Genomic DNA, 17,484 nt, shown 5'->3' on the forward strand with positions numbered 1-17,484 from the left:
TCGTCAGGGAGAACTGTTCTTATGCCGCAATTTCGCTGAAGGCTCAATAGGTAATGCTGTTACAGACAGTAAAAAGCGAGCGGTGTTGCATCACCGCTCGCTTTTACATGAACTGAACAGAAATTATTGCGTGCTGGCGCTATTTTTCTTCGTGTGGGAAGACCATATTCAGCACGATTGCCGTAATCCCGCCAGCGGCAATACCGGAAGACAGCAATGTTTTAATCCAGTCTGGTGCGAATTGTAGAATTAACGGCTGCTGCGATACACCAAGACCGACAGCCAGTGACAGTGCAATGATCATGATCGCACGGCGGTTCAGCGGCTCACGAGAGACAATGCGCACACCAGAGGCGGCGATCGTACCAAACATCACGATGGTTGCGCCGCCCAGAACCGGCTCCGGAATATGCTGTACAAATCCGCTAACAGCAGGGAATAGCCCTAGAGCGATCAGCATCAGTGAAACCACGAAACCGACATAGCGGCTGGCAACACCGGTAAGCTGGATGACACCGTTATTCTGGCCGAAGCACGAGTTAGGGAAGGTATTGAACACGGCGGAAAGGCATGAGTTCAGGCCGTTTGCCAGCACGCCGCCTTTCAAGCGTTTCATGTACAGTGGGCCTTTGACCGGCTGCTCTGAAACGTCGGAAGTCGCGGTGATGTCACCGATGGTTTCTAACGATGTCACCATGAAGACCAACATCAGCGGGATCAACAGATTCCAGTCAAAACCTAAACCGTAATACAGCGGCGTGGGCACCATGATGACCGTATCGTGTGGCGCTGGCGTGCTTTCCGGCAGCATGCCCATCAACCAGGCACCCAGATAACCTACCGCCATGGCAATCACCAGCGACGCGACGCGCAGGTAAGGGTTACGCTGGCGGTTAAGCAGAATAATCACCAGCAATACCACACCCGCTAATAATAAGTTTTTGGGCGCGCCGAAGGTGTTATTACCCATTGCGGCATAGCCGCCACCGATGGAGGTCAGGCCGACCTGGATCAGCGACAGACCAATGATCATCACCACAATGCCGGAAACCAGCGGGGTAATGATACGGCGGGTTAAATGCAGGAAGCGTGAAAGAATGATTTCGGTGAAGGAAGCAACCATCAACGTACCGAATAGTGCCGCCATCATGGTGGGAACGTCTGCCCCACCGTTCTTCAGCGCCAGCCCACCCATAATCAGCGGCGTTACGAAGTTAAAGCTGGTGCCCTGAATAGACAACAGACCAGAGCCGACAGGGCCCCAGGTTTTAATTTGTAGAATAGAGGCCAGACCGGAAGCGAAAAGCGACATGCTGATGATGCGCTGTGTGTCCTGAGCGGGTAAACCCAGTGCCTGACAGATCAGTAGCGCGGGGGTGATCACCGCAACAAACATGGCCAACAGATGCTGGCTGGCGGCGAACAGCGTTTGCGGCAGCGGCGGTCTGTCTTCAAGACGATAGATGAGTTCACTGCGCTGAGGTGCGGCAGCGGCTTCTGTTTGGGACGTTTCCGTGGTGGTAGTCATGATGTAAGTTGGCGTTCCTGAAACGACAAAGAGCGCATTTTAATGATCTCTTTGTCGAAAGCAAACGTTTGCCAACTCATCTTTTTGATATGAATTTCGTCTAATTCACAAAACTCTATTATTTAAGAGGATATTTTTTAGGGGAAATGAAGAATGCGCTGCTGCGATCAGGCGTTGGTGTAGCGTGCGCGCTCAGGTAGCCAGCGTTCAATTAGCGCGATGGCATGCTCGGGATAGTGCTCATGCAGATGACGAGCAACGCGGTGTACCTGCGGAATCAAATCCCGATCGCGCAGGAGATCGGCTACTTTGAACTCGGCATTACCCGTCTGCCGTGTACCTAACAATTCCCCCGGCCCACGAATTTCCAGATCGCGCTGGGCGATGACAAAGCCGTCATTGCTATCGCGTAGTACCTGGAGCCGTTTCTGTGCGGTTTTGCTCATCGGTGTTTTATAGAGTAGTACGCAGTGAGAAGCCACCGCACCACGCCCGACGCGCCCGCGCAATTGGTGCAGTTGCGCCAGACCCAGACGCTCCGGGTTCTCAATGATCATCAGGCTGGCATTGGGGACATCGACACCGACCTCGATAACGGTAGTTGCCACCAGCAGTTGCAACTCCCCCTGTTTAAAGGACTGCATCACCGCCTGCTTTTCCTGCGCTTTCATGCGGCCGTGAACCAATCCAACCTTGAGATTCGGCAAAGCAGCCTTCAGCTCTTCGCTGGTGGCTTCTGCTGCCTGTGCTTCCAAGAGGTCGGATTCTTCAATCAGCGTGCAGACCCAGTAAGCCTGTCGGCCTTCCTGCTGACAGGCACTATTCACCCGTTCGATGATGTCGCTGCGGCGTGAATCCGGTATAGCGACGGTGGTGACAGGGGTTCTGCCTGGTGGCAGTTCATCAATGACGGATGTATCCAGATCGGCATAGGCCGTCATCGCCAGCGTGCGGGGAATCGGTGTGGCGGTCATAATCAATTGATGGGGATGAAAACCCTGTTCTTCGCCTTTTTCCCACAGCGCAAGGCGTTGATGAACGCCAAAGCGATGCTGTTCATCAATGATCACTAATGCCAGCCCGTTGAATTTTACCTGTTGCTGGAAAATGGCGTGCGTCCCAACAACCATGGAAACCTGACCGCTGGCGATGGCATCCTGCTGTGCCTGACGCGCTTTTCCTTTTTGTTTGCCAGCCAGCCAGCCGACTTCAAGTCCTAATGGTTCAAACCACTGACGGAAGTTATGAGCGTGCTGTTCGGCCAATAGCTCTGTTGGTGCCATTAGCGCGACCTGTTTGCCGCTGGCAATTGCACGTAATGCGGCCAGCGCGGCGACCAGCGTTTTTCCTGAACCTACATCACCCTGTACCAGACGCATCATCGGAAAATCTTTCGCCATATCCGCTTCTATTTCAGCCACGACACGCTCTTGTGCCTGCGTGGGGGTGAACGGTAGGGCGGCAAGTAGTTGCTGTTTCAGGCTGTCTTTAATCGGTAGCGGTGAGGCTTTATGCCGCTGTTCCCCTGCCCGCACAGCGAGCATACTCAGGTTATGTGCCAGCAGCTCTTCCATAATCAGCCGCTGCTGCGCCGGGTGTTTCCCGTGCTCAAGCTCGCTGAGCTGCATATCCGGTGGGGGACGATGTAACGTGCGCAGCGCATCTGGCAGGCTAATTAGCGACTGACTCAGGGATTCAGGCAGTAGTTCATCGATGTGGTTTGCGGCGAGTAGCTCCAATGCCTGATCGGTAAGCTTGCGCAGGGTCGCCTGACGAACCCCCTCTGTAGAGGGGTAAACCGGGGTGAGCGACTCCTGTAGCTCAACCTGCGTATTATCCCCCTGAACACGATATTCAGGATGGATGATTTCCGCGCCAATTTTGCCACGCTTGATCTCGCCATAAGCGGTAACGCGCTGTCCCGGCGCGAGGCTGTTTTTCATCGCGGCGCTGAAATTGAAGAAGCGCATGGTTAGCATGCCGCTGCCGTCGCTGATTTGACAGGTCAACATACGACGGCTGCCAAAGGTGATGTCATTGCGTAGGATTTCACCTTCCACGGTGGCATACATACCGGGAAGGAGGTCGCCGATGGGGTACAGGTGTGTGCGGTCTTCATAGCGCAGGGGTAAGTGCAGCAGGAGATCCTGCACGGTTTCCAGCCCGAGTCGTGCGAGCTTAGCTGCCTGACTTGCACCCACGCCAGCGAGTGTGCTCAGCGGTTGGGTGTTTAGCAGGCGGCCTTTCATCAGCACTCCGACGATTGCATCGCGGCCCACCACGGGGTATCCGCTACAATCTGACCCTGATGGTCAATATAAGGGCGAGGCAACCCTTTACGTTTTGCGACGCGCGCCAGTACCGGATAGCCCCCTTCAAACAGCAGACGCTGCTGCTCTTCTTCATCCAACGGGCTGTCTTCACGCTGATACATGCCAGCGTTCTGGCGCTGGCGCTGTGCTTCATACAAGATCAACGCCGAGGCCACGGAGACATTCAGCGACTGTACCATGCCCGTCATCGGAATGATGATATCCCGATCGGCCAGTTTGAGCGCTTCGGCAGTAATTCCGGTTTTTTCTTGTCCGAGCAGAATACAGGTCGGTAGGGTGTAATCAATTTCCCGAAAATCGACCGCATGTTCAGACAAATTGGTCGCCAGAACCTGCATCCCCTCATCCTTCAGATGGCCGACTGCATCACGGATGGTGCGATGGGTTTTAACTTCGACCCAGCTATTACTGCCCGCAGCGGAGGAAACCAGCGTTTTCATTCGGCTGGTGGGCCAAATTGCATGAACCTGATGTACGCCGACAGCATCCGCCGTGCGGATCACGGCAGAAATATTATGCGGTTTATGCACCTGCTCCATGCAAATCGTCAGGTCGGGCTGACGACAGTTCAGCATTTCTTTTATGCGTGCATAACGTTGAGGAGTCATGACGATTAATTTCGGTTACGGTTAACTTTGATGACATCCGGCATTACGCGAATTTTACGCATAATATTGGCCAGATGAACGCGGTCAAGGGTGGTGAGGCGGATAAAGGCGCTGTATACGCGGCCGTCTCTCTCTTCCGTGTTGATGCTCTGAATATTGGAGTTCGCGGCGTTGATCGCTGCCGTCAGATTCGCTAGTGCGCCCTGATGGTTGAACATATCTACTTTGATTTCGGCGATGAACTCTTGTTCTGTCACCTTATCCCATTCTACCGCCATGAATTTTTCCGGTTCTTTCTGATAACCGCGTATGTTGCGACAGGATTCATGGTGGATGACCAGCCCTTTGCCAGGGCTGACGTGGGCAATGATCGGATCGCCGGGGATGGGGCGACAGCATTTGGCAAAGGAGAGCATTACGCCGTCTGCACCTTTGATCGGCAACTTGCGCAGCCCGGTGGTTCCCAGTTCAGATTGCTCGTTCAGCAGATTCCTCGCCACAACAACGCTCATGGCATTACCCATACCAACTTCTGCCATCAGATCGTCCAGCGTAGCGAGCTTCATGCGCTCAAGCTCCAACTGAATCGACTTTTCAGGGATATCGGAGAGTTTGCGGCCATTACCCAATGCGTGATTCAGTAAACGGCGACCGAGGCTCACAGAATCGTCACGCTTGAGGTTTTTCAGCATCTGACGGATTTTGGAACGCGCTCTGGAGCTAACTACAAAGTTAAGCCACGCGGCATTCGGTCTGGCACCCGGCGCGGTAATAATTTCAACGGTTTGGCCGCTGGAGAGTGACTGAGACAGCGGATAAGGCTGACGGTCAACGCGTGCGCCGACGCAGGCATGGCCGATATCGGTGTGTACTGCGTAGGCGAAATCGACGGGCGTCGCGCCAGCGGGAAGTTCCACAATGCGGCCTTCCGGCGTAAAGACGTACATCTCGTCAGGGAAGAGGTCGGATTTAACGCTTTCGATAAATTCGAATGAGCTACCGGCGCTTTGCTGGAGTTCCAGTAGACTTTGCATCCAGCGTTGGGCGCGTACCTGTGCCGTCGTGCTGCTCTCGCCTTCTTTATAGGCCCAATGCGCGGCGACACCCATTTCCGCCATTTGATCCATGTCATCGGTGCGAATTTGCACTTCGACCGGAACGCCATGCGGGCCAATCAGAGACGTATGCAGTGATTGATAGCCGTTAGCTTTGGGAATAGCGATATAATCTTTCACCCGGCCTGGGCGTGGCTTATACAGGCTGTGAACCTGACCGAGCACGCGATAGCACGTGTCCAACTCTTTGACGATGACCCGAAACGCGTAGATATCCATGATGGAGTGAAAACGCTGCTCTTTCAGATGCATTTTGCAGTAGATGGAGTACAGATGCTTTTCGCGACCGCTGACGCGGCAGGCAATCCCGGCTTCAGTCAAACGCCCTTCGATTTCCGACAGGATTTTCTGAATCATTTCCTTACGGTTACCGCGTGCGGCCTTAACGACCTCTTTAATTACGCGATAACGGTTTGGATACAGCGCCTCAAAACCCAGTTCTTCCAACTCGGTTTTGAGGTGATGAATACCCAGTCTATGTGCCAGCGGGCTGTATATTTCCAGCGTTTCGCGGGCAATGCGGCGGCGTTTGTCCGGGCGTAATGAGCCCAACGTGCGCATGTTATGGGTACGGTCTGCAAGCTTGATCAGGATGACGCGAATATCTTGCACCATCGCCATGATCATTTTGCGGAAGTTTTCAGCTTGCGCTTCTTTCTTATCGCGGAACTTCAGTTTGTCCAGCTTGGAAACGCCCTCTACCAGTTCAGCAACGCTTTTACCAAAAAGCTGTTCCATGTCCTGATAGGTGGCGGGGGTGTCCTCTATAACATCATGCAGCAGTGCTGCCATCAGCGTTTCGTAATCGAGACGCATCTCCGCCAGAATACAGGCGACGGCAACAGGGTGTGTGATATAGGGTTCACCGCTGGAGCGAGTCTGCCCCTCGTGAGCATCACGTGCAACCAAATAAGCCTGCTGTAAACGTTTGATCTGATCTTCGGGCAGATAACGTTGAATCAGCAGATTAAGGCTTTCAAAAATGTACAAGGGCGACTCGTGGTGTGATTAACGGCGGCCTTCAGCAATTGCGGTAACCGCTTGGATCTCTGCGGCTTCCTGCTCTTGCTGTTCCTGGCGGTCACGAACATCCAGAATCTGGTTGTTGATCAGACCTTCCTCGATCTCACGCAGTGCGATCACGGTGTACTTATCGTTTTCTTCAGGAACTAACGGATCTTTGCCGCCAGTCTGGATTTGACGGGCGCGACGAGCAGCGACCAACACCAGGTCAAAACGGTTACCAATTTTCTCTACAGCGTCTTGAACAGTTACGCGTGCCATAATGTGCTACTCCACAGGAAATAAAATGACTGGGCATCATACTGAAAGAGGCGTCAGTCTGCCAATAGTTTGGTGATTAATGCATCATGCCGAACCTGTTGTCTGCTCAAACGCAGACGTTCGGCGCGAATAATGGTTTTCAGATCGAGCAGCGCCAGATCGAAATCATCATTCACAATCAGGTAATCATACTCGCCGTAGTGCGTCATTTCAGCCACAGCTTGCGACATACGACGGGCAATGACCTCATCGCTGTCTTGTCCACGGCCTCGTAGGCGGCGAGCGAGTTCTTCTTTTGACGGCGGCAGAATGAAAATGCTGCGCGCGCGCGGCATTTGGGCGCGGATTTGCTTGGCACCTTGCCAGTCGATATCCAGAAATACATCAACGCCTGTTGCTAATACCTGCTCAATTGCCGGTCGGGATGTACCGTAGTAATTACCGAAGACTTCAGCGTGTTCCAGAAACTCGTTATCCTGAATCATACGCTTAAATTCATCGACTTCGACGAAGAAGTAGTGCTCGCCGTGGTTTTCTCCCGGCCGTTTTGCCCGCGTGGTATGCGAAATCGATACCTGCGTGTCGTAAAGCGGTTGAGTTTTTAATAGAGCCTGAATCAGGCTGGATTTCCCGGCTCCACTGGGAGCAGAAACGATATATAACGTGCCTTGAGCCATAATGAAGTTTATTTACGTTACGATGGTGGATGTTGATATGCAGCAGGAACATGCGCATATCCCCGCATTATACACGCCAATATGTCATCAGTCGCGCTGTGATAAATTCTCCACTGACTGTTTTTTCGTTATGCCATCGGGCAAATCTTTTGCCAACGTATCTTTTTTAGATTGCGACGCGCGTTCCTGTGTTTTTTACCGGTGTTGTAAACGATAAATTATCTTGCGGCACGTTTGGCATTTCCACTTTTTTCACTTCGTATTTTCCCCCTGATTGCTATGTACTGCGCTCATTCGCTACTGGATGGCAGGAGGGACTATGTGGCTCAGGATTTGCACTTTTTTGATCATCAGCGTTGTTGGGGGCATTAGTGGTTTTTCGGCTGCGGCCGAAGTCTGCCCCGACTGGGAGAACGCGCGTTCGAACAAAGAAATTGCTGCATTACGTCAGCAGCTAGAACGGTGGGATGACGTGTATTACACCGAAGGGAAAAGTCCGATAGAGGATGATGTTTATGATCAACTGCGAGAACAGTTAAACCAGTGGCTGGGCTGTTTTCAGCCCCAAAACGCAATTCCTGTCCGGTTACCTGATAATGGCAAGCTGGTTCACCCTGTTGCCCATACGGGGTTGAAAAAAGTGTCCGATCGCGGGCAGTTGGTGCAATGGATCGTACAGCGTGAGGATTTATGGATTCAGCCAAAAGTCGATGGTGTAGCCATCACGCTGGTCTATCAGCACGGTAAGCTTGTGTCTGCGGTGAGTAGAGGAAACGGTCTGCAAGGCGAAGATTGGACGGAAAAAGTCCGTCTGATTCCGGGAATTCCTCACCTATTAACCGGTGCACCTTCCTCATTAGTATTACAAGGGGAGCTTTTCCTGAAGATGACCGATCATCGGCAACATACTCAGGGCGGTGTTAATGCACGTTCGGTCGTGGCTGGCGAAATGCGTCGCCATCAGCCGTCTCCCGTGTTGTCGCAGATTGGCCTGTTTGTCTGGGAATGGCCGGATGGCCCAAAAGCGATGCCCGAACGTCTGGATAAATTGAAGAACATGGGGTTTGCCATGACGGCAGACTATACCCATGCGATTGGGTCATTCGCCGACGCCGAGAAATGGCGTCACCACTGGCATCACAGCCCGCTGCCCTTCGTGACAGATGGCGTGGTCATCCGCCAGACTAAAGAACCGCAGGGACGCTATTGGCGTAACACATCGGCTGACTGGGCGATTGCGTGGAAATATCCTCCCGTTCATCAAGTTGCAGAAGTGACGGATGTGGCGTTCTCTGTCGGGCGGACGGGTAAAATTGCTGTGGTGTTGAAGCTTAGTCCTTTGAAATTGGATGATAAATCGGTCAGTCGAGTGAATGTGGGTTCGCTGTCCCGTTGGAAACAATGGGACGTGCTGCCCGGCGATCGCGTGAGTGTCAGCCTAGCGGGACAAGGGATTCCGCGTCTGGATAATGTCGCATGGCGTGGGGCTGAACGGCCTGCTATCGTTCCACCCAATGAATATGATTTCCATGCTTTTAGCTGTTTTCGCTATAGCGCGGTGTGCCAGCAGCAATTTCTGGCGCGCTTAGTTTGGCTGAGTGGGGAGCACGGTTTAAATCTGGCGGGAATGCGTGACGGGATGTGGCTGCGCTTGATGCAACATGATTTACTGGGCGATGTGCTGGCATGGCTATCTCTGACCGAGGCACAGCTTAGCGCTGTTAATGGCATGGGCGATAAGCGGGCGCGAGATATCTATACGAGCTTGCAGTCGGCACGGCAGGTACCGTTATCTCGCTGGTTACTTGCATTAGGTATTCCTGTTCCCCGCTCAGCGAGTAGCGCATTGGATCATGTGGATTGGCTGGCATTACGGCAACGCACGGCGCAGCAGTGGCGACAGTTTTCGGGCATTGGGGAGAGGCGCGCAGAAGAAATTATGGCGTTCCTGAACCATCCCATCGTCGTGGAGTTTATTGCCCGATTAGAGCGCGAAGGGATACATTGATAAGCAGTGGTAATTTCTCAGAAAACGATGGAATTGCACTTGTTATTTTTTTACACGAATTCACTCACATAAAAGGACAATTTTTTCCTGTTTCCTTCACTTAATTATAAGTAAAATTTACTAATTAACGGTCTACGCCTATTGTGCTGTTTTGCGATATAAAAAACCTGAGCGTCTGATTATTTCTGTTGAACTCAGGCATAGGGATGTTGTCGTATAGCTTCAGATAATAAGAAAGGTTTGTTGGAGCACTTGTCATAATGAAGTTTGTAACATCTTTTTCGCAACCCAAGTTATCGTTTGTCCTGGCAGTTTATATTGGTCTTTTTCTCAATGTTTCAGTGTATTATCGTCGATTTGATTATTTTTCACTCTCTGCTGGTAGCCAAATTCCAACATTTATTCCCGCTCTTGTTGAATTGACCGCAAGTGTCTTATTCACCTTTTTCCTGATGAGAATTATTTCACTTGGGGGACGCCGTTTTTATCGGATTATCGCTTCTCTTTTGGTGTTGATTTCCGTTGCTGCTAGTTATTACATGACGTTTTTTAATGTCGTTATTGGCTATGGCATTATTGCAGCGGTCATGACCACCGATATTGATCTTTCTAAAGAAGTTATTGGTTTTCGTTTTTTCCTGTGGATGCTCGTGGTGAGTGCGCTGCCATTATTTTTGATTTGGAAAAACTCGCTGCGTCATACATTGATCGAACAGCTTAAATCGCCAGGGAAGCGTTTGATGCCTCTTTTGGTTCTTGCCGCTGTCGTCGCGCTGGTTTGGATGCCACTTCGCTATATGGATAAGGCTCAGTCGGTATCTGAACGAGAATCCAATGTGGATTTACCCAGCTATGGCGGTGTTGTGGCTCACTCGTATCTGCCTTCTAACTGGTTATCCGCATTAGGGTTATTTGCGTACACCAAGTATGACGAGAGCCAGGATTCCTCTAATCTTTTCGATCCCGCTCAGCATTTCACTTATGTCCCGCCGAAAGGCATTGACGATACCTACGTGGTTTTCATTATTGGTGAAACAACCCGCTGGGATCATATGGGGCTATTAGGTTACGAGAGAGATACGACGCCGAAGCTATCAAAAGAAAAGAATCTGGTCGCATTCCGTGGCCAATCGTGTGATACCTCAACCAAGCTTTCCATGCGCTGTATGTTTGTGCGAGAAGGCGGTACGGAAGACAACCCGCAGCGAACCCTGAAAGAACAGAATGTCTTTGCTGTAATGAAAGAATTGGGCTTCACCTCTGAGCTGTTTGCGATGCAAAGTGAGGTGTGGTTTTACAATAGCATTGAAGCGAACAACTATTCCTTCCGCGAAATGATTGCGTCAGAGAAGCACAATGATGGCAAATCAGTGCAGGATATGTTGCTGGTTAATGAGGTCAAGGAATCGCTTGAACGCTACCCTCAAGGTAAGCATCTGATTGTGCTGCATACTAAAGGCTCTCACTATCTGTATTCCATGCGGTATCCCCGCAGCTATGCGCGTTATCAGCCGGAGTGTATGGGTGTTGATGCCTCTTGTTCGCGTGAGCAGTTGATTAATGCTTTTGATAATAGCGTGCTCTATACCGATAGCTTTATTGATAGCGTGATCGATCAGGTTCGGGACAAGAAAGCGATCGTGTTTTATGCCTCCGATCATGGTGAGTCCATCGATGATAACTACCATTTGCACGGCACGCCGCGTCAGATGGCACCGCCTGAACAGTTCCGTTCGCCGATGATGGTGTGGACATCAGATAAATTTCTGGCTGATGCTGATAATTTACAGGCGTTTGAGCAGTTGAAAGCTCAGCAACTCGTTGGCAAAACACATCGCCATGAAGAGTTGTTTGACACGATCCTTGGATGTTTGGGATACACATCGCCTGACGGCGGCATTAACCCTAAAAACAACTGGTGTCAGAAACCTGCCATACCCTAAATAATTCGAGTTTCAGGCAAGCAGCGACCCCAACGGGGCGAGGTCCACGTGAGTGGGCCGAGTAGTGCCGCCAACGCACATGCAACTTGAAGTATGACGGATATAATTGACATGAATCACGGACAAGGACGTCGGTTTCAGGCTGTAAATACAAGGGATGGATACTTTAACGGCAGATGGAATCCTTTTGTTAAAAAGGGATTGACGCTTCAATAAGGTAGCAGTAATATGCGCCCGCATTCGGCGAGTAGCGCAGCTTGGTAGCGCAACTGGTTTGGGACCAGTGGGTCGGAGGTTCGAATCCTCTCTCGCCGACCACTTTATTTCCTCGTAGATCACTTTTCTGTTTTTTCCGTATTCCAACGCTTCCTAATCTCACCTTGTTTCTTTTTAAAAAATAGTTTTTCTATCAGCACTCTTTAGCATTGATAATTGCTTTATCTTCCTTGTTTTTAGTTCGGAATTTTCCCAAAAATAGAGCGAAAAAGCATGCGTTAATCTTCCTGAATAATATCTATCATTTTGTTTTTTAATGATTAAATCAAAAACCACTCCATGTGTTTAAAAATAATACAGACTTTACCTCGCCGTATTTAAATGTAAGTTTGTGTGCGGTCAGCATTCCGCGATAGTTATATATTCGCTTTGTTGAAACTGTCTTTTTATTCAAACATGGAAGATGTTTCTATCATGAAAAAAACAACACTGCTGCTTTCCACTCTGATTGCTTGCACCATGGGAATCACTGTTGCTCAGGCGACACAAACGGTATCACTGGGTTATGCTCAGGCGAAATTCGAAGATTTTAAAGATCTGAAAGGAATTACGGCCAAATACCATTATCAGGGAGATTCCTCTCTTGGCATTATCGGTTCTTTCACTTATGTGAGTGCAGAACAAACTGAGTATTATCAGAATGCAAGCAGTGATTTTTATAAACTAAAATACTATTCACTGATGGCTGGCCCATCTTACCGTTTTAATGAATATGTCAGTGTTTATGGTTTGGCTGGTATTGGTCACGGTAAATCCAGTTGGGAAAAAGGTGATGCTGTACGTGAATCTAGCAGTGGGAAAAAATCCAGTTTTGCTTACGGCGCAGGTATTCAAATCACACCGGTAGCAAACTGGGCGATTGATATTGGCTATGAAGGCACGAAACTTGATGATGAGCGTGTAGACGGTTTTAATATTGGCGTCGGTTATCGTTTCTGATTTGTTTAATATAGAAAACCGGTGGACGAGTTTCTGCCGGTTATTATTCTTTCCTCCCTTCTTTATTGTTAATCATAAAGCTCTCTATCGATTTATCACTATGATAGTGCAACCAGACCAGCAATGATTCATTGTCCATCGGTTTAGCATAAAGAAATCCCTGTATATATTTTACGCCATGCTGTTGTAAATACAGGAGTTGTTGCACGGTTTCCACGCCTTCTGCTATCGATTGAAGTTTGATGCGATGACTCAAATTAATAATGGCATCAAGAATGGGGGCTTCTTCATCCGGTGATGAAATCGCACTGACGAATCCCTGATCAATTTTCAGGCAGTCCAGCGGGAAATTTTGTAGATAGGAGAGTGAACAGTGGCCGGTGCCGAAGTCATCGATGGCGATCATAAAGCCATCTTCACGTAGTTGATGCAGGCGCTGTATGATTTCAGGGCCGTTGCTAATGAGGTTACGTTCAGTCAGCTCCAGCGTAATGCTTAATGAATGAGTGGCGACTTTTTCTGCGAAGCGGTGTACGTCTGAAACGAAACTTGGATGATGCAGGTGCTCGGCTGCAACGTTGAGGCTCAGGTGGAATCCGGGTTTTACCTGCCAACTGGCGATATCGTTTGCGACCAGATCAAATAAATGCCGGGTGATGGGAATAATCATACTCTCTGCTTCGGCAGCGGAGATAAATATATCAGGCCTGATCCACTGCCCATTGCTGCGTCGCCAGCGCAGTAAGGTTTCAACGCCGGTGCAGGATTGTGATTCTGCATCATAAATGGGCTGGTAATAGACGGAAAATTCGCCCTTAGCGATGCCTTTACGGAGCTCGTCGCGGAATAATAATTTACGTTTTTGCCAGTACCACACCGTCGCAAGGAAGAGCAGGGAGAGAATCATTGCCAGCGGCAAGAACGTAAAGAATGCCTGCTTCCAGTTTGCTACAGATTGAGAGGTTGGTGCAGTAACTGTGAGGGTTATCGGGAAATAGCTCGATTTTATTTCAAGCGTTGAGGTAGAAAATAAACCAGAGCGGTGCGTAATTGTTGGGCCAATTTGAATGAGATGACCGTCGCCCGCTTTCAGTGCGAGTTGATAGCCGCGGGTTTGGCTAATCGCAATCATAAGATCAATCAGGTATTGCGCATCAACCATAGTATAAGCGCCGTAACCCGTTAGGGGCATCTGGACGAAGATTATCGCTGGGCGTGCTTTTACGTTGTCTGAGCCTGCAATTGACAGGCTCCAGCGTTCAGAATAGGTATCCGGTAATGGCTGCTGAATAACGCGGCTTATCGGTGTCAATGCGTTGCCAAACGTTGAAGAGCAGTAGACGTTAGTATTATGGATAACACCGATCGCGCGAAAGTAAGGAAAAACGGAGCCGAGGCGTTTCAGTTCATCGCTGATGGTGTTGCAGGGTTGACCATGAAAGTGCTGGAGGCGATCCACCATCTTCCATGCCTGTATCGAAATGTTCTCAGCATGATTCATTGCGATTTGCGCAGTGGCTTCCAAATCGCGTTTTACCATTAATCTGGACTCTACAAACGTGAGCAGTAACCCCAGCAGCAGTGGCAGCATGCCTGCAACCAGTAACTGCAACATGTTGATTTTACGTTCACTACGTCTGGGGCTCATTCACATCTCCTTTCTGGCAGCAGAGGCCGATGTAGAGACGTCCTTTTCTCCATTAGCTAAAGGAGAGCGCTGAATAGAGGTTATTATAGTGCCTATTTGCTGAAAGGTAGCGCCTGCGCACAGGCCCATGCCGAACTCCATGCCCATTGGAAATTATAGCCGCCGAGCCAGCCGGTTACATCGACCACTTCACCGATGAAATATAGCCCTGGCACCGAATTGGCCTCCATGGTTTTGGAAGATAGCGCGCGGGTGTCAACGCCGCCGATGGTCACTTCGGCTGTGCGATAACCTTCGGTACCGTTTGGCTGTACGTGCCACTGTTGCAGGCTTTGTTCAATTTGTAGCTGCTGTGCGCTGTTGAGTTGTTTCAACGTCACATCCGGCAGTTGCCCGAGTGTTTGCAGGCATTCAACCAGTCGTTTAGGTAGCCACTGTGCCAACGTGTTTTTCAGGCTTTGGTTTGGATGGGCACTGCGTTCATCATTGATAAGCTGGGTGAGGTCGTGGCCGGGTAGCAGATTAATGGTGACAAATTCACCCGCTTGCCAGTAGCTGGAAATTTGCAAAATAGCGGGGCCAGAGAGCCCGCGGTGCGTGAACAGGATATTTTCACGGAATATCACGCCGTTTTCTGCGGTGACGACGGTAGGCACAGAGACGCCGGAGAGCGTTTGCAACTGTTCGAGCAGCGGCTTGTGCAGCGTAAAGGGTACCAGCGCGGCGCGGGTTGGGAGTACGTTAATTCCGAACTGTGCGGCGAGCTGATAGCCGAACGGCGTTGCGCCCAGACCAGGCATCGACAGGCCGCCGCAGGCAACGACCAGCGATGCGCTTTGGAACGATGTACCGCTGCTCAGGTGGACGGTGAACCGATCGTCTGACTTCTCCACCGCAGTGACTTCACTACGCAGACGGAGAATGACGTTAGCCTGCTCGCACTCTGTTACCAGCATATCCACGATTTGCTGTGCGGAATCATCGCAGAATAGCTGGCCGAGCGTTTTTTCGTGATAAGCGATGCGGTGGCTGTTGACCAGGCTAATGAAATCCCATTGGGTATAACGTGCCAGTGCCGATTTACAAAAGTGAGGGTTGTGGGACAGATACGCGGCCGGTTCCGCATACATATTGGTAAAGTTGCAGCGCCCTCCGCCGGACATCAATATTTTACGCCCTGCCTTCTTGCCGTTATCGAGCAGTAGAACACGCAGCCCGCGCTGTCCTGCCTGTGCGGCACAAAACATGCCTGCTGCACCAGCACCGATGATGACAACGTCAAACTGTTCCACAATGCATTTCTCCGATGAGTGAGTGATTGCCGCAGGCAAGTGAGCCATTGGGGCGGCAAATTGTAGTGTTGGTTTTTGTTCGATACCAGCGTAACAATTTGCATGTTTTAGTAAAAATATATAATTTATTGATTTATATTGATTAAGTGGTTTTCTTGTCGATGTCCGTCACATATTAAGTCAAAAAAATGTCATATTTTCCTTTTCCCCACCCCTGCTTGTCGCCGATAATGCGCCGCGTTCATGACCACTAAATGGCCTAACGTTTATGCTACATTTATTTGCCGGACTGGATTACTACACCGGCCTGATGTTGATATTGGCTTTGTTGTTTGTACTGATGTACGAAGCCATTAACGGTTTTCACGATACTGCGAATGCCGTTGCTACTGTTATTTATACCCGAGCCATGCGTGCAGAGTTTGCCGTTGTTATGGCCGGCGTCTTTAATTTCTTCGGTGTACTGCTGGGCGGCCTGAGCGTGGCCTATGCGATTGTTCACCTTCTCCCCACAGATTTATTGCTGAACGTGAGTTCGGCGCATGGTCTGGCGATGGTCTTTTCGATGCTGCTGGCCGCTATTATCTGGAATCTGGGTACCTGGTATTTTGGTATCCCTGCCTCCAGCTCCCACACGCTGATTGGCTCCATTATCGGTATTGGTTTGACCAACGCGCTGCTGACGAATAGCTCCGTCGTGGATGCGTTGAATGTGCCGAAAATGATCAGCATTTTCTTGTCACTACTGCTATCGCCGATTGTGGGGATGGTGCTTGCAGGCCTGCTGCTGCTGGTATTGCGTCGGTTCTGGAACAACAGTAAAAAACGTAAACGCGTGCATCTGACGCCCGTCGATCGCGAAAAGCAGGACGGCAAACGTAAGCCGCCGTTCTGGACGCGTACCGCGCTGATTCTATCGGCGATTGGGGTGAGTTTCTCTCACGGTGCAAACGACGGTCAGAAAGGTATCGGCTTGATTATGTTGGTGCTGATTGGTGTCGCGCCGGCTGGTTTTATTGTCAACATGAACGCGTCTGGCTATGACATCAGCCGGACCCGTGATGCCGTTGTCAATTTGCAGGAATATTACAAGCAGCACGGCGACGCGTTGACACACGTCATCGACCTGTCTCCGCCTGTGATCCCTGCGTCAGAAAACACCATTCCCGGTAACGGTCAGAAAGAGTTCCACTGTGACAGTTCACGCGTGATGATTGCGATTGAGCGCACACAGGGCTTGCTGAATAACCTGAAAAGCTATGACCAGTTGAACCCTGACGATCGTAGCAGAGTGCGCCGCCTGCTGATGTGCATCTCGGACACGATGGATCGGGTGGTCAAGCTGCCAGAAACGTCGGGCGAAGATAAGCGTTACCTGAGCAACCTGCGTAAAGACATGCTGCAGACGGTTGAATATGCGCCTCTTTGGATCATTGTTGCCGTCGCGCTGGCGCTGTCTTTGGGCACCATGGTGGGCTGGAAACGCGTTGCTGTCACCATCGGCGAGAAGATTGGCAAGAAAGGCATGACCTACGCACAGGGCGTTTCGGCGCAGGTGACGGCGGCCTTGTCGATTGGCGTTGCCAGCTACACCGGTATGCCGGTTTCCACTACGCACGTATTATCCTCGGCGGTTGCCGGGACGATGATTGCGGACGGTGGGGGCGTACAGGGCAAAACGATAAGAAGCATTCTGCTGGCCTGGGTATTGACGCTGCCTGTCTCAATGCTGATGTCTGGGGCGCTGTACTGGCTGGCTCTGAAGCTGATTTGATTTTGGTAACCGGTTAAGCATAAAAAAAGGCGATTCTGTGGGGAATCGCCTTTTTATTT

The 17,484-nt window shown here is 50.5% G+C and carries 12 protein-coding genes and 1 tRNA gene; 5 read left to right on the plus strand and 8 right to left on the minus strand.

Annotated features, from left to right (window positions below):
• Nucleotides 1-139: 139 nt before the first annotated feature.
• The 6 genes from A7983_RS07950 to gmk all read right to left on the minus strand — a co-directional run bounded on the left by A7983_RS07950 (nucleotide 140) and on the right by gmk (nucleotide 7,545).
• Entirely contained in the window at nucleotides 140-1,528 is a 1,389-nt protein-coding gene (locus A7983_RS07950; RefSeq protein WP_005968238.1) for a nucleobase:cation symporter-2 family protein, read from the minus strand.
• Between the two features lie 167 nt (nucleotides 1,529-1,695).
• Nucleotides 1,696-3,777 (minus strand): ATP-dependent DNA helicase RecG, encoded by a 2,082-nt coding sequence (gene recG, locus A7983_RS07955; RefSeq protein WP_005968237.1) that lies wholly within the window; start codon nucleotides 3,775-3,777, stop codon nucleotides 1,696-1,698.
• Entirely contained in the window at nucleotides 3,777-4,469 is a 693-nt protein-coding gene (gene trmH, locus A7983_RS07960) for a tRNA (guanosine(18)-2'-O)-methyltransferase TrmH (RefSeq protein ID WP_005968235.1), read from the minus strand. The genes recG and trmH overlap by 1 nt, the downstream gene beginning before the upstream one ends.
• A gap of 5 nt (nucleotides 4,470-4,474) precedes the next feature.
• Entirely contained in the window at nucleotides 4,475-6,574 is a 2,100-nt protein-coding gene (gene spoT, locus A7983_RS07965; RefSeq protein ID WP_005968232.1) for a bifunctional GTP diphosphokinase/guanosine-3',5'-bis pyrophosphate 3'-pyrophosphohydrolase, read from the minus strand.
• Between the two features lie 18 nt (nucleotides 6,575-6,592).
• A complete protein-coding gene (gene rpoZ, locus A7983_RS07970) occupies nucleotides 6,593-6,868 on the minus strand; it encodes a DNA-directed RNA polymerase subunit omega (protein ID WP_005968230.1) in 276 nt (91 codons plus the stop codon).
• Nucleotides 6,869-6,921: 53 nt separating this feature from the next.
• Entirely contained in the window at nucleotides 6,922-7,545 is a 624-nt protein-coding gene (gene gmk, locus A7983_RS07975) for a guanylate kinase (protein WP_005968226.1), read from the minus strand.
• 319 nt (nucleotides 7,546-7,864) lie between these two features.
• On the opposite strand from gmk, the gene ligB reads away from it, so the two are divergent.
• The 4 genes from ligB to A7983_RS07995 all read left to right on the plus strand — a co-directional run bounded on the left by ligB (nucleotide 7,865) and on the right by A7983_RS07995 (nucleotide 12,711).
• Nucleotides 7,865-9,553, plus strand: a complete 1,689-nt coding sequence (gene ligB / locus A7983_RS07980; RefSeq protein ID WP_005968224.1) for an NAD-dependent DNA ligase LigB — start codon at nucleotides 7,865-7,867, stop codon at nucleotides 9,551-9,553.
• 260 nt (nucleotides 9,554-9,813) lie between these two features.
• A complete protein-coding gene (gene eptB / locus A7983_RS07985; RefSeq protein WP_005968222.1) occupies nucleotides 9,814-11,496 on the plus strand; it encodes a kdo(2)-lipid A phosphoethanolamine 7''-transferase in 1,683 nt (560 codons plus the stop codon).
• A 241-nt stretch (nucleotides 11,497-11,737) separates the two neighbouring features.
• Nucleotides 11,738-11,814 (plus strand) — tRNA-Pro (locus A7983_RS07990).
• 372 nt (nucleotides 11,815-12,186) lie between these two features.
• Complete coding sequence (locus A7983_RS07995) at nucleotides 12,187-12,711, plus strand: Ail/Lom family outer membrane beta-barrel protein (RefSeq protein ID WP_039478893.1); 525 nt, start codon at nucleotides 12,187-12,189, stop codon at nucleotides 12,709-12,711.
• 43 nt (nucleotides 12,712-12,754) lie between these two features.
• Here the strand turns inward: A7983_RS07995 and A7983_RS08000 are convergent, their stop codons facing one another.
• Entirely contained in the window at nucleotides 12,755-14,359 is a 1,605-nt protein-coding gene (locus tag A7983_RS08000) for an EAL domain-containing protein (RefSeq protein WP_005968218.1), read from the minus strand.
• Nucleotides 14,360-14,451: 92 nt separating this feature from the next.
• Nucleotides 14,452-15,651, minus strand: coding sequence for a BaiN/RdsA family NAD(P)/FAD-dependent oxidoreductase (locus tag A7983_RS08005; protein ID WP_005968216.1), 1,200 nt, complete (start codon nucleotides 15,649-15,651; stop codon nucleotides 14,452-14,454).
• A 268-nt stretch (nucleotides 15,652-15,919) separates the two neighbouring features.
• Here A7983_RS08005 and pitA point away from each other — a divergent pair, with 268 nt between their 5' ends.
• Entirely contained in the window at nucleotides 15,920-17,425 is a 1,506-nt protein-coding gene (gene pitA / locus A7983_RS08010) for an inorganic phosphate transporter PitA (protein WP_005968214.1), read from the plus strand.
• Nucleotides 17,426-17,484 lie beyond the last annotated feature (59 nt).

The sequence above is a fragment of the Pectobacterium wasabiae CFBP 3304 genome (assembly GCF_001742185.1).
GTDB classification, from domain to species: domain Bacteria; phylum Pseudomonadota; class Gammaproteobacteria; order Enterobacterales; family Enterobacteriaceae; genus Pectobacterium; species Pectobacterium wasabiae.

What these genes read in the sequence shown, in the direction of transcription:
- A7983_RS07950 (WP_005968238.1), bottom strand. Translation starts at nt 1,528, where the DNA reads ATGACTACCACCACGGAAACGTCCCAAACAGAAGCCGCTGCCGCACCT.
- recG (WP_005968237.1), bottom strand. Translation starts at nt 3,777, where the DNA reads ATGAAAGGCCGCCTGCTAAACACCCAACCGCTGAGCACACTCGCTGGC.
- trmH (WP_005968235.1), bottom strand. Translation starts at nt 4,469, where the DNA reads ATGACTCCTCAACGTTATGCACGCATAAAAGAAATGCTGAACTGTCGT.
- rpoZ (WP_005968230.1), bottom strand. Translation starts at nt 6,868, where the DNA reads ATGGCACGCGTAACTGTTCAAGACGCTGTAGAGAAAATTGGTAACCGT.
- gmk (WP_005968226.1), bottom strand. Translation starts at nt 7,545, where the DNA reads ATGGCTCAAGGCACGTTATATATCGTTTCTGCTCCCAGTGGAGCCGGG.
- ligB (WP_005968224.1), top strand. Translation starts at nt 7,865, where the DNA reads ATGTGGCTCAGGATTTGCACTTTTTTGATCATCAGCGTTGTTGGGGGC.
- eptB (WP_005968222.1), top strand. Translation starts at nt 9,814, where the DNA reads ATGAAGTTTGTAACATCTTTTTCGCAACCCAAGTTATCGTTTGTCCTG.
- A7983_RS07995 (WP_039478893.1), top strand. Translation starts at nt 12,187, where the DNA reads ATGAAAAAAACAACACTGCTGCTTTCCACTCTGATTGCTTGCACCATG.
- A7983_RS08000 (WP_005968218.1), bottom strand. Translation starts at nt 14,359, where the DNA reads ATGAGCCCCAGACGTAGTGAACGTAAAATCAACATGTTGCAGTTACTG.
- pitA (WP_005968214.1), top strand. Translation starts at nt 15,920, where the DNA reads ATGCTACATTTATTTGCCGGACTGGATTACTACACCGGCCTGATGTTG.